Source organism: Dethiobacter alkaliphilus AHT 1 (assembly GCF_000174415.1).
In the GTDB taxonomy this organism is placed as follows: Bacteria; Bacillota; Dethiobacteria; order Dethiobacterales; family Dethiobacteraceae; genus Dethiobacter; species Dethiobacter alkaliphilus.
The window spans coordinates 170,191-191,499 of record NZ_ACJM01000007.1; the positions used below are offsets into that span (position 1 = coordinate 170,191).

The 21,309-nt window shown below is 52.5% G+C and carries 21 protein-coding genes and 1 riboswitch; of the genes, 4 read left to right on the forward strand and 17 right to left on the reverse strand.

Annotation, left to right across the window (positions count from 1 at the left end):
- Window position 1 precedes the first annotated feature (1 nt).
- From DEALDRAFT_RS08395 to DEALDRAFT_RS08465, 15 genes are all read right to left on the reverse strand, one after another.
- Window positions 2-874, reverse strand: coding sequence for a DUF1385 domain-containing protein (locus DEALDRAFT_RS08395; RefSeq protein ID WP_008516605.1), 873 nt, complete (start codon window positions 872-874; stop codon window positions 2-4).
- Between the two features lie 251 nt (window positions 875-1,125).
- Window positions 1,126-1,323, reverse strand: coding sequence for a 50S ribosomal protein L31 (gene rpmE, locus DEALDRAFT_RS08400; RefSeq protein WP_008516607.1), 198 nt, complete (start codon window positions 1,321-1,323; stop codon window positions 1,126-1,128).
- 111 nt (window positions 1,324-1,434) lie between these two features.
- Complete coding sequence (locus tag DEALDRAFT_RS15995; RefSeq protein ID WP_008516609.1) at window positions 1,435-2,421, reverse strand: peptidoglycan DD-metalloendopeptidase family protein; 987 nt, start codon at window positions 2,419-2,421, stop codon at window positions 1,435-1,437.
- Between the two features lie 120 nt (window positions 2,422-2,541).
- Entirely contained in the window at window positions 2,542-3,525 is a 984-nt protein-coding gene (locus DEALDRAFT_RS08410; RefSeq protein WP_008516610.1) for a sodium:calcium antiporter, read from the reverse strand.
- A gap of 40 nt (window positions 3,526-3,565) precedes the next feature.
- Window positions 3,566-4,564: a class II fructose-bisphosphatase gene (glpX, locus tag DEALDRAFT_RS08415; protein WP_008516611.1), complete on the reverse strand. Its 999-nt coding sequence runs from the start codon at window positions 4,562-4,564 to the stop codon at window positions 3,566-3,568.
- A gap of 34 nt (window positions 4,565-4,598) precedes the next feature.
- Window positions 4,599-5,249, reverse strand: a complete 651-nt coding sequence (gene fsa / locus DEALDRAFT_RS08420) for a fructose-6-phosphate aldolase (protein WP_008516612.1) — start codon at window positions 5,247-5,249, stop codon at window positions 4,599-4,601.
- 12 nt (window positions 5,250-5,261) lie between these two features.
- A complete protein-coding gene (locus tag DEALDRAFT_RS08425; protein ID WP_008516613.1) occupies window positions 5,262-6,116 on the reverse strand; it encodes a class II fructose-1,6-bisphosphate aldolase in 855 nt (284 codons plus the stop codon).
- Window positions 6,117-6,196: 80 nt separating this feature from the next.
- Window positions 6,197-6,568: a response regulator gene (locus DEALDRAFT_RS08430; protein WP_008516614.1), complete on the reverse strand. Its 372-nt coding sequence runs from the start codon at window positions 6,566-6,568 to the stop codon at window positions 6,197-6,199.
- A gap of 323 nt (window positions 6,569-6,891) precedes the next feature.
- Window positions 6,892-7,518 (reverse strand): Yip1 family protein, encoded by a 627-nt coding sequence (locus DEALDRAFT_RS08435; protein WP_008516616.1) that lies wholly within the window; start codon window positions 7,516-7,518, stop codon window positions 6,892-6,894.
- A gap of 17 nt (window positions 7,519-7,535) precedes the next feature.
- Window positions 7,536-8,450 carry a signal peptide peptidase SppA gene (sppA, locus tag DEALDRAFT_RS08440; RefSeq protein WP_008516618.1) on the reverse strand — a complete coding sequence of 305 codons (915 nt, stop codon included), beginning with the start codon at window positions 8,448-8,450 and terminating at the stop codon, window positions 7,536-7,538.
- Between the two features lie 138 nt (window positions 8,451-8,588).
- Window positions 8,589-8,762: a DUF362 domain-containing protein gene (locus DEALDRAFT_RS08445; protein ID WP_008516620.1), complete on the reverse strand. Its 174-nt coding sequence runs from the start codon at window positions 8,760-8,762 to the stop codon at window positions 8,589-8,591.
- Between the two features lie 127 nt (window positions 8,763-8,889).
- Window positions 8,890-10,497, reverse strand: a complete 1,608-nt coding sequence (locus tag DEALDRAFT_RS08450; RefSeq protein ID WP_008516622.1) for a CTP synthase — start codon at window positions 10,495-10,497, stop codon at window positions 8,890-8,892.
- A gap of 150 nt (window positions 10,498-10,647) precedes the next feature.
- The gene (gene speB / locus DEALDRAFT_RS08455; protein WP_008516624.1) at window positions 10,648-11,607 is read right to left on the reverse strand and encodes an agmatinase; all 960 of its coding nucleotides are present in this window, start codon (window positions 11,605-11,607) and stop codon (window positions 10,648-10,650) included.
- Window positions 11,604-12,434: a polyamine aminopropyltransferase gene (gene speE / locus DEALDRAFT_RS08460; RefSeq protein WP_008516626.1), complete on the reverse strand. Its 831-nt coding sequence runs from the start codon at window positions 12,432-12,434 to the stop codon at window positions 11,604-11,606. Before speE ends, speB begins: the two co-directional genes overlap by 4 nt.
- Before the next feature lie 32 nt (window positions 12,435-12,466).
- Entirely contained in the window at window positions 12,467-12,925 is a 459-nt protein-coding gene (locus DEALDRAFT_RS08465) for a pyruvoyl-dependent arginine decarboxylase (protein ID WP_008516629.1), read from the reverse strand.
- 184 nt (window positions 12,926-13,109) lie between these two features.
- Here DEALDRAFT_RS08465 and DEALDRAFT_RS08470 point away from each other — a divergent pair, with 184 nt between their 5' ends.
- A complete protein-coding gene (locus tag DEALDRAFT_RS08470) occupies window positions 13,110-15,347 on the forward strand; it encodes a transglycosylase domain-containing protein (protein ID WP_008516631.1) in 2,238 nt (745 codons plus the stop codon).
- A gap of 63 nt (window positions 15,348-15,410) precedes the next feature.
- On the opposite strand, the gene DEALDRAFT_RS08475 is transcribed toward DEALDRAFT_RS08470, so the two are convergent.
- Both DEALDRAFT_RS08475 and DEALDRAFT_RS08480 read right to left on the reverse strand, forming a co-directional pair.
- A complete protein-coding gene (locus DEALDRAFT_RS08475; protein ID WP_008516632.1) occupies window positions 15,411-16,028 on the reverse strand; it encodes an MBL fold metallo-hydrolase in 618 nt (205 codons plus the stop codon).
- Window positions 16,029-16,105: 77 nt separating this feature from the next.
- Entirely contained in the window at window positions 16,106-17,392 is a 1,287-nt protein-coding gene (locus DEALDRAFT_RS08480; RefSeq protein ID WP_008516635.1) for a homocysteine synthase, read from the reverse strand.
- 96 nt (window positions 17,393-17,488) lie between these two features.
- A riboswitch (SAM riboswitch) is annotated at window positions 17,489-17,591 on the reverse strand.
- 225 nt (window positions 17,592-17,816) lie between these two features.
- Between DEALDRAFT_RS08480 and DEALDRAFT_RS16000 the strand changes: the two genes are divergently transcribed.
- The 3 genes from DEALDRAFT_RS16000 (at window position 17,817) to DEALDRAFT_RS08495 (ending at window position 21,276) form a co-directional block, all read left to right on the forward strand.
- Entirely contained in the window at window positions 17,817-18,818 is a 1,002-nt protein-coding gene (locus DEALDRAFT_RS16000) for a LysM peptidoglycan-binding domain-containing protein (protein ID WP_008516636.1), read from the forward strand.
- 134 nt (window positions 18,819-18,952) lie between these two features.
- Window positions 18,953-20,041 carry a 3-phosphoserine/phosphohydroxythreonine transaminase gene (gene serC, locus DEALDRAFT_RS08490; protein ID WP_008516638.1) on the forward strand — a complete coding sequence of 363 codons (1,089 nt, stop codon included), beginning with the start codon at window positions 18,953-18,955 and terminating at the stop codon, window positions 20,039-20,041.
- A gap of 44 nt (window positions 20,042-20,085) precedes the next feature.
- On the forward strand, window positions 20,086-21,276 hold the full coding sequence (locus tag DEALDRAFT_RS08495; protein WP_008516640.1) for a pyridoxal phosphate-dependent aminotransferase: 1,191 nt from the start codon (window positions 20,086-20,088) through the stop codon (window positions 21,274-21,276).
- Window positions 21,277-21,309 lie beyond the last annotated feature (33 nt).

Here is a 21,309-nt window from a genome sequence, read left to right on the forward strand (position 1 = left end):
ATCACACCTTATCATTGGCGTCGGGCAATACGGACTGAATGGCACGCAGGGCCACTTCAATCTGACGGTCATCGGGCTCACGGGTGGTCAGCCGCTGCAGCCAAAGCCCGGGAGCGGTAAGATAGCAAAAAAAGCGATGGCGTCCGGCCAGCTGAATCACTTCATAGGCCAGCCCCGCCACCAGCGGGAGCAGGGAGAGACGCAACAACAACCGCTGCAGCAGACCGGGCCAGCCAAAAAAGGAGAACAACAGAATACTGATGGCCATCACCAGCAAAAGAAAGCTGGTACCGCAGCGAGGATGCAAGGCGGAAAATTTGCGGGCATTGGCCACCGTCAGGTCTTCCTGGGCCTCATAACAGGCTATGGCCTTATGCTCCGCACCATGGTATTCAAAAACCCGCTGAATATCTTTAAAACGGGAAATCACCAATACATAGGAAATAAAAATCCCAATACGGATCCCGCCTTCCAAAAGGTTCAACAAAACAGGATGGGCCGTAAAGCTTTCAGCCAGCAGGCGCACCAGCACGGTGGGCAGGAAGAAAAAAAGTGAAATACCCAGGGCCATGGCAATAATTACGCTGAAGGTCAACTGCCAGCCGGTTAATTCCTCTTCCTCTTCTTCAAAGGCCTGATTGGCGGAAATGGTAAGCACCCGGGTCCCCAGGGTGAGCGCTTCCACAAAAGCTACCATCCCTCTGAGGACAGGCAGTTTCAGAAACGGGTAACTCTGCCCGGCGGTGCGCAATGTTTCCTGATGGAGAAATATCTCACGGTCCGGTTTGCGTACAGCCACTGCCAAACGGTCACTTTGGCGCATCATAACGCCCTCAATTACGGCCTGGCCTCCGACCTTTACCGCTGAAGACATGGTCTCCCCTCCAATTTTACATCAAGAAAGGCCTGCTCTTTTAGTTAACTAAAAAGCAAGCTTTCCAGAGATTTTTTTGCTTTCTGTAAAGCATTAATTCCAACCGGTAACCGGTAAAAAAAGAGCAGCGCCGAACGCTGCTGTTTGTTATACTGCTAGGAAATTATAACGCTTCGCAGATAGCGAAGCTGCTAAGGTAAGCAGTACTGAAATGCGCGCGCTGAGGAAACCGAAAGGGCGCGCCTTTCTTGTTACATTCCGTACTTACGCTTAAACCGTTCCACACGTCCACCGGTATCGATGAATTTTTGTTTGCCGGTAAAGAAAGGATGGCATTTGGAACAGATATCGATTTTCAGCTCTTTCTTTGTTGAACCAGTTTCAAAACTATTTCCACAGGCGCAGGAAACAGTAGCCTTTTCATACTTGGGATGAATCTTTGCTTTCATTGGGTTCACCTCTTTCCACCATCAAAATCTACTAACATATAATAACACAACGTGGCAAACAGTGCAATCATTTCTTTACACTGTTTACCACATTTAACATTTAACATGTTTTTATCTGGCAGGCAGATGCTGGATGGGATTTCTGTGTTCACCCTGATAAATCATTTCCAGATGCACATGGGGCCCGGTGGCATTGCCGGTGGCTCCCACTGCGGCAATCTGATGGCCGGAGTCCACCGTTTGCCCTTCGCTGACAAACAGGCGTGAAGCATGGGCATAAAGAGACTGCCAGCCGTTTTGATGATCGATGCGCACCATATAACCGTATCCCTGCCGCCAGCCGGCGGTAACTACGGTGCCGGAAGCTATGGCCTTAATGGGTGTTCCGGTGGGTGCGGCAATATCGATGCCGTTATGAAAACTTCCCCAACGCGGTCCGTATCCGGAAGAAATCCTGCCCTGCACAGGCCAGATAAAGCCGCTGCTTCTGGCCACAGTACTTTGCGAACCGCCGCTGCGGGAGGCCACAAGCCGGTCTCTTTCCGGTGGTGCCTGGGGCACCTCATCATCCTTACCCGGGATACGTATAGCCTGTCCCGCCTGCAGTCTGTGCGGATCACTGATATTGTTAAAAGCCAGAATATCATCGATGCTCACATCGTACTGACGTGACAGCTCCCAGATGGTTTCACCGCGGCGCAGGGTATGGCTGGAACCCGACACCTCAACCTGGGAGGGGTCCTCGGACAGCAGGGTCAGCACCTGTCCTTCCCGGAGGAAGTTGGCGCTGGTCAGATTGTTCACCTGCATCAGGTAGTCCAGGGATACGTCATACTTACTGGCGATGGCACCCAGCGTTTCGCCCCGTGCCACCTCATGCTGCAGCGTCTGCGCTTCCTCCAGGGCCTGTCTTTTTTCCAAAAGCCCGCTTAATTGCTGCAGATAAAGTGGCTGCACAGTGGTCCCCGACAGACCGTGGGGTGCATCGGGCACATAGCGTGCCTCGGCTTGCGGCTCTTCGGCCAACGCCGTGGCCGGCAGCAGCAAAACGAGGAGCATTACCCCGGTCAAAAGAAATCTTCGTTTGTTGTATTTCATCGTCTCACCTCTTAGGAATTGGCCTGGAAACAAAAACGTTGTGCTAAACACAACGCTCAAAATGCCAGGTTACCCCTAAGTGTGGCCCGTTTTATTTGTTTTTATACATTTTTTTAAGCTTCAGGCAAAAAATAACAGAATCATGGCCACCACATAACCGGCCACAATGGCCATGGAATCAAAACCCAGCCGGACAAAGCTGCGCTGAGAACGGTATATCATGCCGGCCACGGCAATGGAGGTGAGAATCACCGACATCATGGCGCTAACCAGGTGATCACCGCTGATGACATGCATGATGGAGCCGCCGGTATAAAACAGGTCGGCAAAAAAGATAATCAGCACATTAAACAGATTGGCCCCGAAAATGTTGCCGATGGCCATATCCAAAACACCCATCCGTACCGCGGTGAGGGTGGTGACCAACTCAGGCAGAGAGGTGGTGATGGCAATAAAGAAGGAGCCCACCAATGTCTGCCCCAGGCCTGTCTCCCGGGCAATGGCGTCACCGGAATCCGCCAGGCTGATGCCGGCCACAATAATCACCGCCGCCGCCACCATGAACCAGAAAATTGCTTTGCCCAGCGAGCGCTCCCTGGCCGACAGATCTATGGTTGCGGCCTCCACCGCATGCCGCCGTTCAAAACGGGTTAAGAGCCAGTTGCCTAAAACATAAAATACGGGCAGAAAAAGGGTGTTTAACCCCACCCAGCCCACCGTAACTGGGGTGGGCACCAGCATAATAATGGCCACGTAGCAGGTAAGCATGATACCCACGGCGGCGGTGAATACATGGCGCTGGCTGACCCGGGTCAACAGCGGCCCTCTCCCCTGGGTCAGATCAATGATGGCAATGATGGCCACATTGAACATGTTACTGCCAAAAACATTTCCCACCGATAAGTCGGGCGCCAAGATTACCGCTGCGCGCCAGCTGGTGACAAGCTCCGGCAGAGAGGTGGCCAAAGGCAGCAAAAACACACCGGCCCATAATGCTCCCAGACCGGTATGTTCAGCTATGGTATCGGCACTGCGGGTTAATTTTGTCCCTGCGGCGATTATAAGTATAGCACTTGCCAGAAACTGTAACCACAAAATTAACATGGATTCGCCTCATTTACAGATTAACAAAGAAGTATGAGCGTTATTTTTGTCTGGTATTTTGCCGGCACTGCGCTGTGCGGGAGACAAAGCTGGGCTTGCGCTCCAAAATGTGAGTAGCATAAATGTTGCGGATGGTGCCGGTCATGCCGCGCATCACCAGGGAGTGCGTTTCTGCGGTCTGTCCGCTGTAGCGCACACCCCGCAGCATGTCTCCGTCGGTGATGCCGGTGGCAGCAAAGAAAACATCGTCTCCCGCCACCAGGTCATCAAGCTGCAGCAGCTTATTGGCATCGGGCAGTCCCATTTTATGCACGCGGGCAATTTCGTCTTCGCCTTCCGGTGTAAGACGGGCCTGCATTTCGCCGCCTAAGCACTTCAGTGCCGCAGCAGCAATAACCCCTTCGGGAGCGCCGCCGATACCAAACAAAATATCTACTCCGGTACCATCAATGGCTGTGGCAATGGCTGCAGACACATCTCCGTCGGAAATCAGCTTGACCCTGGCGCCGGCGGCGCGGATTTGGGCTATGATTTCCTTATGGCGCGGGCGGTCAAGAATAATGGCGGTCAAATCCTGCACATCACGGTCCAAGGCAGAGGCTACCGCATTTAAGTTCTCACTTACGGAGGCATCAAGATTGATGCATCCTTTGGCCCCGGGACCCACCGCTATTTTTTCCATATACATATCCGGAGCATGCAAAAGGCAGTCTTTGGGCGCAATGGCCACCACCGCCAGCGCATTGGGCAAACCCTTGGCCACCAGATTGGTGCCCTCCACCGGGTCCACCGCCACATCCACCGCCGGTTCCTCACCGGTGCCCACTCTTTCCCCGATATAGAGCATGGGCGCCTCATCCATTTCCCCTTCACCGATTACCACTGTGCCGTCAATATGCACGGTGTCAAATACGGTCCGCATGGCATCAACGGCGGCCTGGTCTGCCGCTTCCTTATCTCCCCGGCCCATGAGCCGGCCGGAAGCCAAAGCGGCGGCTTCGGTAATGCGCACAAATTCCAGCGCAAGTTCTCTCTCCATGTTAACTCCCCCTCTGTTAAGCTATTAAACTGTTTTATTTCCCCTGGTTTGCACTGGCCCAGTCGGCCAGAAAACGTTCTATACCCAAATCGGTCATGGGATGTTTAAACATCTGTTTTAACACAGCAAAAGGAATGGTGGCAATATGACTGCCGACCTTGGCTACCTGGATAACATGCAGCGGGTGCCGGATACTGGCGGCAATAACCTCCGACTCCATAGCGTAGGCGGAAAAAATTCCGCAGACTTCATCCACCAGGCTTACGCCGTCGTGGCCCAAATCATCGAGCCGGCCCAAAAAGGGGCTGACAAAAGCGGCACCGGCTTTGGCCGCTAACAGAGCCTGGTTGGCGGAAAAGACCAGGGTTACGTTGGTGCGGATGCCCTGCTTTTTCAACTCCACCACCGCCTGCAGGCCGTCGGGCGTCATGGGCACCTTAATCACTACCTGGGAGCCCACAGCAGCCAGCTCCTGTGCTTCCTGCACCATCTCATTGGCGTTAGTACCCATCACCTCGGCGGAAACGGGACCCGGAACCAGGCGACAGATTTCTTTTAAGAGCGCCTTGAAGTCTCCGCCCTCCTTGGCCACCAGAGTGGGGTTGGTGGTTACACCGTCAATGACTCCCCAGTCCATGGCCTGTTCAATTTCCTGCAAATTTGCTGTGTCCAGGAAAAGTTTCATGGCAGTTCACTCCTAAACTTTGCCTGAGCAGCCAAACAAGCGCATCTTCTCTTTAATAATGGCTTTCATCTCTTCTTTGGCCGGACCCAGGATTTTTCTTGGATCATATTCACCCGGTTTATTCTGTACCACGTCCTGTACGCCGCGGGTAAAGGCCTGCCGCAGCTCCGTATCGATATTAATTTTGCGCACACCCAGTGAGATGGCCTTTTTAATGCTCTCTGCGGGCACACCGGAGGCGCCGTGCAGCACGATGGCGGTCTCCACCCGCTCATCAATGGTTTTTAGCCGGTCAAAATCCAGCTTGGGTTCACCCTTATATGTACCGTGTGCTGTGCCGATGGCTACGGCAAAAGCATCCACCTTTGTTTCAGTAACAAATTGTACCGCTTCATCCGGATCAGTCATTAACGCATCACGTTCATCCACGGTAATATCATCTTCGGTGCCGCCGATTTTACCCAGTTCTCCCTCCACCGAGGCGCCCATGGCATGGGCCACATCCACCACTTTACGGGTGGCGGCAATATTTTCCTGCAGGGAATATTTGGAGCCGTCGAACATCACCGAGCTGAAACCGTGTTTAAGACAGAGCATGGTCTGCTCAAAGCTTGTACCGTGGTCCAGGTGCAGCACAATGGGCACGGTGGAGGTCTCCACCGCGGCGCGTACCATAGCGGTGATGTAGCGGATCCCCGCATATTTTAAAGCTCCCTGGCTGGCCTGCAGAATTACCGGTGCCCGTTCTTCTTGGGCCGCTTCCACAATGGCCTGTACTATTTCCATATTATTGGTATTGAACGCGCCCACGGCATATTTGCCGCGCTCTGCGTCTGCCAAAACTTCGCGCAATGTTACAAATGGCATCTAGCAATTTCCTCCTTTGAAACAGGCTGCCAAAGCGCCTTGCGGCCTCAAGCAGCCCTGACAGTTTATTCTGTTTTGTTTTACGCGCTGGCTGCGCGCAGCTGGTTTGCCACTTCTTCCTTTAGTTCTTCAATATCGAAGGGTTTGGAGATGTAGCCCGCCGCACCGCGACGCTTGGCTTCTTTCAACACTTCCAGCTCTTCGTAGGCTGTCATGATAAGAATTATTACCTGGGAACACAGTTTCTTTAAAAGGGTCAAAGTTTCAAGGCCATCCATACCGGCCATCTTCATGTCCAGAAGTACCAGGTCAACCGGGTTTTCTTTAACCAGCTCAAGGGCATCATTGCCTCCCGATGCGGTAAGTACCTGATAGCCCGCTCCCTGGAGAACTTCCTGCAGGAGCCGGCGGATTCCTGTTCGATCGTCAACCACCATAATCGTTGCCGACATTTAATTCGCCTCCCATAATCCTGTTGGCTTTGGAATAGTTTTACAGATACTATTCTCGTTAGGGAGGTAATTTCCTTTTTTATCCCGGCAGGAAATTATGGCACTTTTTTCTAGCACTGTTAGCTGCGAATCTTCTTAAACCAGCGCAACACGCTTTGCAGCATGGCATTCATCCAGTCCATCATCCGGCGGGTACGTGATTTGCGACGAAAAAGCACGGCCTTGCCTCCTTTGCTTGTTTGCCTGTAATTTCTCCTTTATTACCGGGCATTATACAAGCAGAAAAAGCAGGCCTTTTGTGCAGCCATAAATTCACAAAAATGCTACATGGGAAACATTTCCGCCAATAGCGGCATGAGAATGGAGCCGATTAAGACCAGGAAAATAAATATTGCCGCCACAAGGACCAACGCCGGCAGAAAGTAAGCCAGCGCAGCCCGGCCACGGGAAAAACCGTGCACCGCATGCAGCACTTCCACCTTTAAAACCACAGACCAGACAAAAGCGGCCAGACTTACCAGAGGCACAATAAAGGCCATATAATGGGTAATCAGGCCAAAGGGTACCACCAGCAAATACGGCAGCTGCCCGTAGCCCAAACCGGTGGCCACCTGCAGACCCTTGCCGGAGCCGCCCAACAGTTCGGAAGAGAACTGTAAAACGGCAGCCCAGACAAAATACAGCAGCGGATAAAAAACTATGATAGAAAGCAGATTAAGTACCGGCCAGGCACGCATTAAGGCGGCGGCGGTCTCCGGATCCATATATTGTGTCAGACCGGTGAAGACCTCTTCTGTGCCGGCGCCCACAAACGAAGTGATGGAGGCAACAAGGGAGACTGCCAAATAAATAAACAGCCCGTGCCAGACAGTGCGCTCCTGTACTACCCTTGCTATCCCCCGGCTTGGTTTAAACAGCGAATCATAAAAATCATCGATAAAACCGAACAACTACCTCACTCTCCCTTTTAGCGGGGCAGCAAAACACTGCCTTCCGCTTCACCCGGTGCAAAAAGCTGCCAAAGCGGCATATTCACCCCGCCGCCAAAAATCCCCCACGGGGAACGGGTGCGCATCTCTTTAATCCGTGGTGTTCCCTCAATTCCCGCCAGCTCTCCTGCGGCATCTATTGCTGTGTTCAAATCACCGAGCCGGTCTACCAGGCCCAGCTCCTTGGCCTGGCGGCCGGTGAAAATGCGGCCGTCTGCCACTTCCAACACCGCTTCCCGGTCCAGGCTGCGGCCTGAGGCCACCACATCCACAAACTGCTGGAAAATATCATCCACCATGGACTGGATAATCTCCCGCTCATCATCACTTAAGGGACGTGCAGCACTGCCCATATCTTTGTATTGGCCGCTTTTAAACACTTCACTTTCAATGCCCAGCATTTCATAGAGCTCCACAAAATTTGTGGTTTCCATGATTACGCCGATGCTGCCGGTGACCGAGGCGGGATTGGCCACAATTTCATCGGCGGCGCTGGCAATCCAGTAACCGCCGGAAGCGGCCATTTCACCCACAGAGACAACCACCGGCTTACCCGACTCCTTTAGGCGCTGCACTTCGTTATAAACTTCCTGGGAAGCTGCGGGAGTACCGCCCGGACTGTTGATGCGCAGCACCACCGCCGCCACATCCCGGTCTGCTGCCGCATCCTGCAGCTGGCCGATAATCTGCCTGGTCCCGCCGGGAGCGCCAAACAGGGGCTGGATCTGCCCATCCATGATAATGCCCTCCAGGTGGATTACCGCCACCGCCTGAGCGCTGCCGGCGCCTCTCTGCGGTGCCCCGGGCGGGCGAAATATCTGTGCCAGAGCAAAAAAGACGGTAATACCTATCACAGCCAACACGATACCGCCAACCAACCTTTTTACCTCCAACTCCACACCTCCGCAAACAGCAGCTATCAGCAGATCATAGCTACCGTTATGTATGTTATATTCATAAAATACTTCTCTATGTAGGGCTATTTTTTCCCCATATTTAAAAAGAGGGCTTTCGCCCTCTTTTTGTTGTGCTTATGATTCTTCATGAATGGCATCTACCGGGCAAACTTCAGCACAAGCACCACAGTCTATGCATGTTTCGGGATCGATTACGTACTTGTCATCGCCTTCGGTGATGGCATCAACCGGGCATTCCGGCTCACAGGAACCGCAGGAAATGCATTCTTCGTTAATCACATGGGTCATTGTTGGATACTCCTTCCTTTTTTGCGAAATTACACTTAATTTGTACCACATTATAATACAAATTACAACTCAAGAAATAAATATACGGTTACATGTTTTCCGCTTCGCCGTAAATTATACTTTAATCCTATTGCTCAGAGCCGTCCAGGGCCGCCCGGACAAAGTCACGGAACAGAGGATGGGGACGGTTGGGGCGCGACTTAAATTCCGGATGGAACTGGGTTGCCAAGAACCAGGGGTGATCCTTTAACTCCACAATTTCCACCAACCGGTCGTCCGGAGAGGTGCCGGCCAAGACCAGGCCCTTTTTTTCCAGACGTTCACGGTAGACATTGTTTAGCTCGTAGCGATGGCGGTGGCGTTCATAAATGATTTCGTCCTCGTAGGCACTATGAGTAAAGGTGTCCCGCTCCACCTTACAGGGATATAAGCCTAAGCGCATGGTGCCGCCCAAATCTTCCACGTCTTTTTGTTCCGGCAACAGATCAATGACCGGGTGCTTGGTTTCCGGGCTAAATTCAGTGGAATGGGCATCTTCCCAGCCGCAGACATTACGGGCAAATTCAATGGTGGCACAGTGCATACCCAGGCAGATACCAAAAAAGGGAATGCGGTTTTCCCGGGCATAGCGCACCGCAGCAACTTTTCCTTCAATGCCCCGATCGCCAAAACCTCCCGGGACCAGGATGCCGTCCAAGCCTGACAGCAATTGTGCTGCGCCCTCTGTTTCCACATCTTCTGCCTGTATCCAGCGAATATCCACATCGCAGCCGTTTTCAAAACCGGCATGTAACAAGGACTCCGCCACACTGAGATAGGCATCCTTTAAGGCCACATACTTACCCACCAGGCCGATGGTTACTTTCTTTTGCAGATTTTTAATCTTTGCCACTAAATCTTTCCATTCCGTCAGATCGTAGTGGGCCTGGGGCAGCCCCAGCTTCCGAACCACTATATCATCCAGACCTTCAGCATTCATTTTCAGCGGCACTTCATAGATGGTGTCCAGGTCGGTGTTTTCGATAACCGCCTGTGGATCAATATCACAGAAGAGAGCCAGCTTATCCTTCATTTCCTGGGAAAGGGCCTGTTCTGTGCGGCAGACAATGACATCGGGCTGAATGCCAATGGAGCGCAATTCCTTTACGGAGTGCTGGGTAGGCTTGGTTTTTAGCTCTCCCGATTTGGCCAGATAGGGAATCAGGGTCACATGAATATACATGACATGTTCCCGGCCAATGTCGCTTTTCATCTGGCGGATGGCTTCCAAAAAAGGCAGGCCTTCAATATCACCCACGGTGCCGCCGATTTCTGTGATTACCACATCAACTTCGCCCTGCTGTGCCACCCGTTTCACCCGGGATTTAATCTCATTGGTGATATGAGGGATAACCTGCACGGTGCCTCCCAGAAAATCACCTTTGCGTTCTTTGCTGATCACCGACCAGTATATCTTTCCGGTGGTGACGTTGGAGCTCTTGTTTAAATTATTATCAATGAAACGCTCGTAGTGACCCAAATCCAGGTCAGTCTCAGCGCCGTCATCGGTAACAAACACTTCCCCGTGCTGATACGGGCTCATGGTACCGGGGTCGAAATTAATATAGGGATCAAACTTTTGAATTGTAACTTTCAGGCCCCTGCTTTTTAGCAAAGTGCCCAGGGCGGCAGCTGTAATGCCTTTGCCCAGAGAAGAAACCACACCGCCGGTAACAAAAATATATTTTGTACTCATGATTTGCGCCACTTTCCCCCTTTTTTGTTTTCCTAATAAGTTATACCGTATTACTTATACGCCTTCGTTGTCAAAAATCCTTGCTCTCTGTCTTAATTTGTCCCTGCGAATTGCTAAGGGGTCAGACCCTTTCTTGCCAAAATCTGCGCCCTAGGGGTCAGACCCTTTTTTCTTGCCAAAATCTGCGCACCAGGGGTCAGACCCTTTCTTGCCAAAATCTGCGCACTTAAGGGTCTGACCCCGTACGCCCCGGGGAAAAGTGAGAATGGCCTCACGCACAATTTTGGCAGCCAACATGGCGGTAATCTCAGCCGGATCATAAACCGGCGCTACTTCCACCAGGTCCATACCTATTACATTGAGGTCTTTTAACAGCGACATGGCCTCCAAAAGCTCTGCGGAGGTAATGCCTCCCGGCTCCGGCGTACCGGTACCCGGAGCAAAGGCGGGGTCAACCACATCGATATCCAGTGAAAGATACACCGGCTTCCCTTTAAGCGTCTGCACCACTTTAGCCAGCGGCTGGGACACATGAAATGGATAAAAATGGGTATGCTCTTTGGCAAAGGCCATTTCCTCCGCAGTGGCGGAGCGAATGCCAAACTGATACAAATCCACTTTCAGGTCCCGGCAGGCGTGATACATCACCGAGGCATGGGAATGGGCCTCGCCCAGATAGTCGGTGCGCAAATCGGCATGGGCATCCAGATGAATAACCGTCATCCCGGGGTTATGCCTGGCAAAAGCCCTGAGGGCGCCCAGGCTCACCAGATGTTCTCCACCTAGTAACAGCGGAAACTTGCCGTCTGTTAAAATATTGTCCACCGCCTCCTCAATGAGGGACAGGGAACGGTTAACATTGCCGAAGGGCAAAAGCAAATCTCCGGCATCATAAAAGGAAGCATCCCGCAAATCACAGCCGGCATACATGCTGTATTCTTCCAGGCCCACCGATGCCGCGCGGATAGCCTGAGGCCCGCTTCGGGATCCGGGGCGGAAGGAAACGGTAAAATCCATGGGTGCTCCCAGAATCACCGCTTTGCTCTTTTCATAAATGGAGCCGGCGGCCAAAAAAGCGCCGGTTTCGCAGTTTTGCAAAAAAACCGTCATCTTTCTTCTGCCTCCAGAAGTTCCGAAACAAAATTGGGCAGACAAAAGGCGCCTTTATGCACTGCAGAATTATAATATTTGGTCTCCACCGGCTTTTGCTTGCCTTCCTCGGGCTCATAGCACTTGGAGCCCACAGTAAAGCTCCACAGACCGCTGGGGTAGGTGGGAATACTGGCCAGATACAGCTTGGTCAGTGGGAAAACACTTTTAATGCGGCTGTAAGCACTTCTGATTAAGTCCCGGTTAAAAAACGGCGACTCGGTCTGGGCTACAAGCATCCCGTCTTTTTTCAGCGCCCGGTAAATACCGGCATAAAAATCCTGACTGAAAAGGCCCACCGCAGGCCCCACCGGCTCGGTGGAATCCACCAGAATCACATCGTACTTACCCACCGATTCTTTTACATGCTTAATGCCGTCGGCTATCAGCACATTAACCCGGGGGTCGGAGAGCCCCACAGAGATGCCGGGCAGATATTTTTTGGACATTTCCACCACAGCTTCATCTATTTCCACTAAAGTGGCCGATTCCACAGAATCATATTTAATTACTTCCCTGATGGCACCGCCGTCTCCACCGCCCACCACCAGCACATCTTTAGGGTTGGGGTGGGCCTGCATGGCGATGTGGGCTATCATTTCGTGGTAAACAAACTCGTCCTGCTCGGTGGTCTGTACCATCCCGTCCAAGACCAGCATTTTGCCAAACTGCAGCGTGTCAATGACGGCCAGGTCCTGAAAGGGAGTTTTAATATGACAAAGCGTTTCCCGCACCAGGCAGGTAATCCCCAGATTGGGGGTCTGTTTTTCAGTGTACCAAAGTTCCATAGAGCTCGGTCCTTCCATATCAGATTCTTGGCTTAATACCACAGCGCCACTGCCGCAAAGGCACAACCTGTTTGCTCCACAGTATGTTCCACCGCGCGAATCTCTGTTTTTACCAGCGGAATGCCGCGGTTTTCAAAAGCATCCTTTAACATGGAAGCGATTTTTGCTTCCGCTTCTGCTTTGCCGCACTGTCCGGAGTATTCCATAATCACTCCGAAGGTGTCACTGGAAAAGCCGATGCCCACTGCTGCAGCAATTTTTGTTCCCGGCTCTTCACAGACAATGGAGCCGTAAGCGGTAGGCACCAAAGATCCGGGGGGCAGCTCCAGATCCTGATCCTGCTGGGCGGAAGGCGGCAGGATGCTGCTGATGCGCACCAGGTTTACATTGCCGATGCCCGCATCTAAGAGCGCATTGTCAAACGCCGTTAATTTGTGGGATCCTTCCGCCGCCGCAGCGACGATTTTAAATTTCTTGGGAGTGGGTAACATAGGGTAAGCCTCCTTAAATAACTTCTTTTTATTTCTCCGGGTAGGCCTGTCCATGTCTCCCGGCATATCGAAAGAATTATATCATAGATTCCATGTCATGCAAATAATTCCTTAACGATTCTTGACTAGTTGTGTTATAATTTTTCAAGAGACTAAAAATTTTCGACAAAGTAGGTGACGGATAATGCGGCGTGTTACCCGAATTGCATTTATTATTGCCATGGTGGTCTTTTTTCTTGCTGTGGGAACCGTAGGCTTTCTCGCCGTGACCGTTGCTGGCATGGGGGATATTCCTGACATCCAACCCCAACTGACCAGTACTTTTTACGATCACAACGGAGAGGTAATCACTACACGCTTTGAACAAAACCGTTTTGAAGTACCGCTGGAGCAGATTCCCGATTATCTGGCCCATGCTTTTATTGCGGTGGAGGATCATCGCTTTTACAACCATCACGGCATCGATATGCAGGGGCTGATGCGGGCCATGGTACGTAACGTGCAACAGCGGCGCTTTGCCGAAGGGGGCAGCACCATCACCCAGCAGTTGGCGCGGAACCTGTTTTTAACCCATGATAAAAACCTTACCCGCAAAGCCCAGGAAATGATGCTCACCGTACAGCTGGAGCGGCGGTTCACCAAAGATGAGATTCTGGAAAACTATTTAAACACCATTTATTTTGGCCATTCGGCCTATGGCGTGGAAGCGGCGGCCCGCACCTATTTCGGCAAATCGGTGCAGGATCTTACGCTGGCAGAAGCTGCCATTCTGGCAGGAATTCCACGCGGTCCTGCCTATTATTCCCCATACCTGAACTTAGATGCGGCCAAAAACCGCCAGGCTGTGGTTCTGACCCGCATGGTGGATGAGGGTTACATCACCGAAGACCAAAGGGAAGAGGCGCTGGCTCAGGAACTGGAGCTCACCGACCGCGAAGCGGCCCGTCAGGACCGTCAGCTGGGCGCTTATTTCATTAACCATCTGATAAACTCCGAGCTGGCAAAAATTTTCCCCGACGAGCCCAACGTGGCCAACATGATTTATCAGGGCGGCCTGCATGTTTACACCACCCTGGATCGCCAGGCTCAGCAGGCGGCAGAAAATGCGGTGGCCGGCTTCATACCGGAAACCACCAGATCTAACGGTGAAGATATCCCGATTCAGGCTGCGTTGGTGGCCATGGATCCGCAGGACGGCTCGGTGCGGGCCCTGGTGGGCGGACGGGACCAGGTGGCCACCGGCTTTAACCGGGCGGTATCCGCCAGACGCTCCCCCGGCTCTACTTTTAAGATGTTTACCTACGCCGCAGCGCTGGAGGAAGGCTACACACCGTCCACAGTGCGGGTCAGCGAACCGGTCTCCTATGAAGATCCGCACCAGGACCGACCCTTTGAACCCCGGGAATTTGGCGGCAACTTTTCCGGACCGCTGCGGATGCGTGAAGCAATTGCCCGCTCCAGCAACGTGGTGGCGGTGAAAACCCATATGGAAATCGGACCGGAAAAAACCAAAGAGATGGCAGAGCGGCTGGGAATTACCAGTGAGCTGCAGGCCTTTCCTTCCCTGACGCTGGGCGGAACATCTGTAACTCCGCTGGAAATGACAACAGCTTATGCGCCCTTTGCCAACCAGGGGATTGGCGTCCAGCCGCAATTTGTCACTAAAATCACCGACTCCAACGGTCGTATCCTTTATCGGTCCGAGCCGAGACGGGAACAGGTGCTGGATGCCCGCATCTCCTTTTTAATGACCGACATGATGAAAAGCGTTTTACAAACCGGGACAGGCCGCAGCCTGGGCCCCATCGTTAACCGCCCCGCCGCCGGAAAAACCGGCACCTCCCAGGATAGCCGGGACGTTTATATGGTGGGCTATACGCCTGAGTTGGTTTCTGCAGTCTGGGTAGGCAATGACGATAACCTGCCGATGCCCGGCCAGACCGGTTCCGGCCTTGCCGGCCCCGCCTGGGCCAACTTTATGCGGGAGGCACTAAGGGATGTGCCGGCCCGGGATTTTGCCCGGCCCGATGGTCTGGTGTCGGTGCAAGTCTGCCCGGACACCGGAATGCTGCATAATCCCCGCTGCAGCCTGGACCCCATAACAGAATTCTTTATCGCCGGCACCCAGCCCACCGAGCAGTGCAGTTGGCCGGAATGTGAACACTGTCCGCAGGACGACAGCCCCTGGCACTGGGACGGCGGTTGGTTCTGGCGCAACCCCTTCAGACAGGAACCGGAAACGCCGGAGCCGGAAGTTTTACCACCGGACAACGGTCTGCCTGAAGACTGGGACCTCCCTGAAGACTGGGACGGGGAGAATGAAGAAACCATAGAACCGTGGGAGCCGGACTTTGAGGAGGGGCAGGAAGATTTACCGCCGCCCTCTGATGAAAATTCCGAGCCGGCGGCACAGGCAATTTAAGCTCTGCTTGCTATAACCAAAAGAAGAGCCCGCTTACAATTATGTAGGCGGGCTTTTAGTTGCTTAGCGCAAAAAGGGATTATACTGCTTTTCATCTCCAATGGTGGACTCAGGGCCGTGTCCGGGAAAAACAGGGGTTTCGTCGGGAAACACCAACAGTTTCTCCTTAATGGAACGGATGATTTCATCAAAGGAGCCGCCGGGCAGGTCGGTGCGCCCGATGGAGCCGGCAAACAGAGTGTCGCCGGTAAACAGCTTACCGTCCACCAGCAAGGTCACACAACCCTTGGTGTGGCCCGGGGTCTCAATCACCTCTATGGTCAGATTACCCACAGTAAAGGTGTCTTTGCCTTTGATAAGCCGGTCCGGCTCCGCCAGCGTCTTTTTCCCCAGGAATGTGGACAGGCTGGCATGGGGCTTTTTACACATTTCCCCGTCGGCCTCATGAATGAGAATGGGGGCGCCCAGAGCCTCTCGCACCTCTTCATTGGCACCCACATGGTCCACATGGCCATGGGTGTTGATGATATATTTTACGTTGACCTGGTTGTCTTCAACCATTTTAAGAATGCGCCTGGCATCCGCACCGGGATCAACCACAACCCCTTCTTTTGTTTCATCGCACGCCAACAGATAGCAATTGGCGGCAAATGAGCCTACTTCCATTCGTTTTAACAGCATTCTGTTCCTCCTTTAATACTGGCATTTCTGCTAGTATTTCCACAATTAGCGACAGAATCCTTTTTTTGTCTGAGGCATTATTTGCCGGTGGCAGTTTTTAGCGCCTGGTCCAGATCGGCAATTAAATCTTCCTGATCCTCCAGTCCCAGGGAAAGGCGGACAAAATCTTCAGAGACGCCGGCACTGACCTGTTCCTCAGCGGTAAGCTGGGAATGGGTGGTGGTGGCGGGATGAATGGCCAGCGACTTGGCATCACCGATATTGGCCAGATGGGAGAAAAGGGTTAAGGATTCAATAAAGCGCTTCCCGGCTTCCCGGCCGCCTTTAATGCCAAAGCCCAATAGAGCGCCGGCGCCTTTGGTCAGATATTTACCGGCCAGGCCATGGGAAGGATGGTTTTCCAGGCCCGGGTAATTAACCCAGTCCACCGCCGGATGATCCGCCAGATACTTTGCAATGGCCAAAGCATTGGCGCAATGCCTTTCCATACGCAGATGCAGCGTCTCCAGTCCCTGCAAAAAGAGGAAGGCATTAAAGGGTGAAAGGGCAGAACCCATATCTCTTAAGAGCTGTACCCGGGCTTTAATAATATAGGCAATGGGCCCGAAGGTTTCCACAAAGCGCAGTCCGTGATAACTGGGATCCGGTTCGGTCAAATCGGGGAAGCGGCCGCCGGTCCAGTCAAACTTGCCTGAATCCACGATAATTCCACCGATGGATGTACCGTGACCGCCGATGAACTTAGTCAGGGAGTGCACCACAATATCGGCGCCGTGCTCAATGGGCCGCAGCAGATACGGCGAGGTTACGGTGTTGTCCACCACCAGCGGCACACCGGCTTCGTGGGCAATATCGGCCACCGCTTTAATATCCAGAACATCCAGCTTGGGGTTACCCAGGGTTTCAGCAAAAACGGCCTTGGTCTTTTCGTTAATAGCCCTGCGGAAGTTTTCCGGATCTTTGGGATCAACCAGCCGGACGGTCACACCCATTTTAGGCAGGGTGGAAGTAAAGAGAGTATAAGTGCCGCCGTACAAACTGCTGGCCGACACCACCTCGTCCCCGGGACGGGTCAGATTCAACAAAGCGGTGGTAATGGCTGCCTGTCCACTGGCCACCGCCAGGGCAGCCACACCGCCTTCCAGGGCCGCAACGCGCTTTTCCAGCACATCGGTGGTGGGGTTCATAATCCGGGTGTAGATATTGCCAAATTCCTGCAGCCCAAAAAGGCGAGCGGCATGCTCGGTGTCGTTAAACACATACGATGTGGTCTGGTAAATGGGCACTGCCCTGGACCCGGTGGTAGGATCAACCTCCTGGCCGGCGTGTACCGCCAGCGTGTCAAACTTGTAATGCTCTGTCATTATTGTTTCCTCCTTTTCATCTCTGGGGATGCGCTTTTTTGGCAACAGAAAAACCTCTTCCCGGAAGAAGAGGCTTATACTTGTGCATATAGTCTCTTCTTATCTCCCAGGAGTTATCCTGCAGGAATTGGCACCTTCCAGCTGCTGCTGGGGTTGCCGGGCTTCACAGGGCCAGTCCCTCCACCTCTCGCGATAAGATAGTTTGGTTTTTCTAATTACCATATTTGCGATATGTATACTATGTTAACAGCGACTGGCCCAACTGTCAATTATTATTTTAACCCGGGGTCAAAATTTTAACGTTAATATTTCGTTACAGAGAACTACCAGAATAAGGCAGGGAGTTTATGAAGGAATCTTAACAAACTATGCCGAATTTCTCCCCTTGTAACATCATGACACAAGCTATCAATTGGAGGGAAATATGGTAAAAAGAAGGTTGTTCTACCTGTTTATTGCGCTGGTGATTGTTGCTTTTGCCGGGGCCCAGGCCTGGTGGGAAAGGGTGGATGAGGACATGATTTTTGAACCGCTGGTGGCCCAGGAGGCCACTGAAGATAAAAGCGACAGCGAAGAAGTTGTGGAATTTACCGAACCTGCCCAAGAGCCGGAGGATGCAGAAGATACATATGCTGAGGATGCAGATGAGGAAGAAAGCGAGAAAGAACCCACAGATACCAAAGTGACGCCGGAGGAGAAAGTTTCAGAAGAGCGCCCCGCTTTGGCCAACCGCAGCACAACAGAAAGCCGCTCCAGTACTCCCGCCCAGGACAAGCCTGCAGAAGAAGAGACTCCGGCTGAGGCGGCAGAAACGGAACCAACTCCTCCTGCAAAGCGCAGCGTTACGTACGAAGATTATACCGTGAGAGCAGGCGACACCCTGTGGACCATTTCCCAGGACCAGGGTATCCCGCTCCCCGAACTGTTAAAGACCAACAACCTGACGGAAAACAGCTCAATTTCCCCGGGAATGATTCTATCCATTCCCAGGCACCAGATTCCGCAGCGAGAAACTCCGGGGGAACGCTACGGTGAGCTTTTGGACTGGTGGACCGAAGCCCAGTATCTGTGGCCCATTGGCCAAAATGCCCGCATCATTGATTTTGAAACGGGCCAAAGCTTTATGGTCCGACGCTCCTACGGTGCCTTCCACGCCGATGTGGAACCGCTGACCGCTGAGGATACCCGGATTATGCAGCAAATCTGGAGCGGCTGGAGCTGGCGTACCCGGCCGGTGATTGTGGAAATAAACGGGCGCCGCCTGGCCGCCTCGGCCAACGGCATGCCCCACAGCATCCAGACCATTACCAACAATAATTTTAACGGCCATTTTTGCATCCATTTTCAAAACAGTACCCGGCACAAAGATAACCTGCAACAGGCGGATCATCAGCAGAATGTGCTGACCGCCGCCGGCAGAAATTAACAGGATACCGTCTGCACCCGTGCAGGCGGTATTTTTTCTTTTACTTTTCTTGCTGTTTTTTCTACGATTTATCTTGAGCTTTCAGGCACATATGCATTATAATAAAAGGAAATTCTCCTATTGGAGGGAAAAATATGGCCAAGCGAGTATTTAATTTTAATCCGGGACCTTCCACACTACCTTTATCTGTACTGCAAGAAGCACAGAACGAACTCATTGATTACAGAGGATGCGGCATGTCGGTTATGGAAATGTCACATCGCTCCAAAGATTTTGAGGCCATTGTCCACAGTGCGGAAAACACATTCAAAGAGCTGGCCGGCATCGGTGATGACTATCGGGTTCTTTTTTTACAGGGCGGTGCAAGCCTGCAGTTTGACATGATTCCCATGACATTTCTGCAGGAAGGAAAATCCGCCGATTATGTGGTTACCGGCAGCTTTGCGGAAAAAGCATACAAAGAGGCCAAAAAAATCGGCACCGTTAAAGCGGCCGCCAATCTGGCAGAGGAAAACCACCGTCGTATCCCCCAGCAGGACGAGCTTGAGCTGGACCCGTCTGCGGCATACGTACATATCACCACCAATAACACCATTTTCGGGACCCAGTGGCACTACACTCCCCAAACCAACGGCGTGCCCCTGGTGGCTGATATGTCCAGCGACATCCTGTCCCGTCCCATGGACTATAATCAATACGACCTGATTTATGCAGGTGCCCAAAAAAATCTGGGCCCTTCCGGTGTCACCGTGGTAGTTATCCGCCAGGAACTACTAAAGCAGGTGCCGGAAACACTGCCCAGCATGCTTCGCTATGACCTGTTTGCCAAAAACGATTCCCTCTATAACACTCCACCAGCCTTTGGAATTTACATGATTGACCTGATGCTTGAGTGGCTAAAAGATGCGGGCGGACTGGAAGCCATGGGGCGGCATAACATGGAGAAAGCGGCACTGATTTATCACGCCATCGACAACAGTAACGGATTCTACAGCGGCCATGCCGCAAAAGACAGCCGTTCACAGATGAATATAACCTTCCGCCTCCCCAGTGAGGAGTTGGATAAAGCCTTTATCCAGGAAGCTGCAGCCCAAAACCTCACCGGCTTAAAAGGACACCGCTCGGTGGGCGGCATGCGCGCTTCAGTCTATAACGCCATGAGCAGAGAAGGCTGCCAAAAGCTGGCCGACTTTATGACCGAATTCCAAAAGAAAAACGGATAATAATAAAAGCAAACCGGGAAGCATTAAAGGAGATGAGAGTTAACATGCTATCTAAGAAAGCACAATCCATCAGCCCCTCACCCACACTGGCCATTGATGCCAAGGCTAAAAAGATGAAGGCTGACGGCGTAGATGTAATCGGCTTTGGTGCCGGCGAACCGGACTTTGACACGCCGGAGCATATTAAAGACGCCGCCGTTTCCGCCATTCATGACGGCTTTACCCGCTACACGCCGGTGGCCGGCATGCTTGATTTGCAGCAGGCCATCTGTGAAAAACTACAAGCGGACAACGGCCTGACGTACCAACCCAATGAAATTGTGGTGAGCAACGGTGCAAAACACTCTCTGACCAATGTTTTTGCGGCCTTGCTAAATCCCGGTGATGAAGTAATCATTCCCGCACCATATTGGGTCAGCTACTCGGAAATCGTAAAGCTAAACGACGGTGTTCCCGTCATTGTACCTACCCAAGCAGAAAATAACTTTAAAATTACCCCCCTGGAGTTGGCCGGAGCGGTAACATCCAAAACCAAAGCCATCCTGATTAACAGCCCTAACAACCCCACAGGCCAGGTTTATACCGCCAAGGAGCTGCAGGCGGTGGCCGATTTTGCGGTGGCCCGTAACCTGTACGTTGTTTCCGATGAAATCTATGAAAAACTAATCTACGGGGAGCACGAACATGTAAGTATTGCCTCCCTCAATGAAAAGATTAAAGATTTGACCATTGTCATTAACGGTGTTTCCAAATCATACGCCATGACCGGCTGGCGCATCGGCTATACCGCCTGCCGCGCCGACATAGCCAAAACCATGAGCAGTATTCAAAGCCATGCCACCAGCAACCCCAATTCCATCGCCCAAAAAGCCACCATTGCCGCCCTAACCGGCTCACAACAATGCGTGGCCGACATGAAAGTTGCCTTTAGCCAGCGCCGCGATTACATGGTAGATAAAATCTCTGCCATCCCCGGCCTTTCCTGTATAGAACCCACCGGCGCCTTCTATGTCTTTATGGATGTCTCCAGCCTCTTTGAGCGCAGCCTAAACGGACAGCCGGTGCAAACCAGCGATAACTTCGCCGCCCTGCTTTTGGAACAGGCCAAAGTGGCGGTGGTCCCCGGCACCGGTTTTGGCGCACCCAACTACGTCCGCCTCTCCTACGCCCTGGGCATGGAACAAATCAAAACCGGCATGACCCGCATCGAAGACTTCATCAACCAACTAAAATAACCCGTCCATCAAAAAAAACCAGACACCAGTCTG

Excerpts from the sequence above, each read along its gene's own strand:
- DEALDRAFT_RS08475 (WP_008516632.1), bottom strand. The coding sequence starts at position 16,028 with ATGCTGTTAAAACGAATGGAAGTAGGCTCATTTGCCGCCAATTGCTAT.
- DEALDRAFT_RS08465 (WP_008516629.1), bottom strand. The coding sequence starts at position 12,925 with ATGTTACCCACTCCCAAGAAATTTAAAATCGTCGCTGCGGCGGCGGAA.
- DEALDRAFT_RS08425 (WP_008516613.1), bottom strand. The coding sequence starts at position 6,116 with ATGCCATTTGTAACATTGCGCGAAGTTTTGGCAGACGCAGAGCGCGGC.
- DEALDRAFT_RS08480 (WP_008516635.1), bottom strand. The coding sequence starts at position 17,392 with ATGACAGAGCATTACAAGTTTGACACGCTGGCGGTACACGCCGGCCAG.
- rpmE (WP_008516607.1), bottom strand. The coding sequence starts at position 1,323 with ATGAAAGCAAAGATTCATCCCAAGTATGAAAAGGCTACTGTTTCCTGC.
- DEALDRAFT_RS08495 (WP_008516640.1), top strand. The coding sequence starts at position 20,086 with ATGCTATCTAAGAAAGCACAATCCATCAGCCCCTCACCCACACTGGCC.
- speE (WP_008516626.1), bottom strand. The coding sequence starts at position 12,434 with ATGGAACTTTGGTACACTGAAAAACAGACCCCCAATCTGGGGATTACC.
- fsa (WP_008516612.1), bottom strand. The coding sequence starts at position 5,249 with ATGAAACTTTTCCTGGACACAGCAAATTTGCAGGAAATTGAACAGGCC.
- DEALDRAFT_RS08395 (WP_008516605.1), bottom strand. The coding sequence starts at position 874 with ATGTCTTCAGCGGTAAAGGTCGGAGGCCAGGCCGTAATTGAGGGCGTT.
- serC (WP_008516638.1), top strand. The coding sequence starts at position 18,953 with ATGGCCAAGCGAGTATTTAATTTTAATCCGGGACCTTCCACACTACCT.
- DEALDRAFT_RS08445 (WP_008516620.1), bottom strand. The coding sequence starts at position 8,762 with ATGACCCATGTGATTAACGAAGAATGCATTTCCTGCGGTTCCTGTGAG.
- DEALDRAFT_RS08470 (WP_008516631.1), top strand. The coding sequence starts at position 13,110 with ATGCGGCGTGTTACCCGAATTGCATTTATTATTGCCATGGTGGTCTTT.
- speB (WP_008516624.1), bottom strand. The coding sequence starts at position 11,607 with ATGACGGTTTTTTTGCAAAACTGCGAAACCGGCGCTTTTTTGGCCGCC.
- glpX (WP_008516611.1), bottom strand. The coding sequence starts at position 4,564 with ATGGAGAGAGAACTTGCGCTGGAATTTGTGCGCATTACCGAAGCCGCC.
- DEALDRAFT_RS08430 (WP_008516614.1), bottom strand. The coding sequence starts at position 6,568 with ATGTCGGCAACGATTATGGTGGTTGACGATCGAACAGGAATCCGCCGG.
- DEALDRAFT_RS08450 (WP_008516622.1), bottom strand. The coding sequence starts at position 10,497 with ATGAGTACAAAATATATTTTTGTTACCGGCGGTGTGGTTTCTTCTCTG.
- DEALDRAFT_RS15995 (WP_008516609.1), bottom strand. The coding sequence starts at position 2,421 with ATGAAATACAACAAACGAAGATTTCTTTTGACCGGGGTAATGCTCCTC.
- DEALDRAFT_RS16000 (WP_008516636.1), top strand. The coding sequence starts at position 17,817 with ATGGTAAAAAGAAGGTTGTTCTACCTGTTTATTGCGCTGGTGATTGTT.
- DEALDRAFT_RS08410 (WP_008516610.1), bottom strand. The coding sequence starts at position 3,525 with ATGTTAATTTTGTGGTTACAGTTTCTGGCAAGTGCTATACTTATAATC.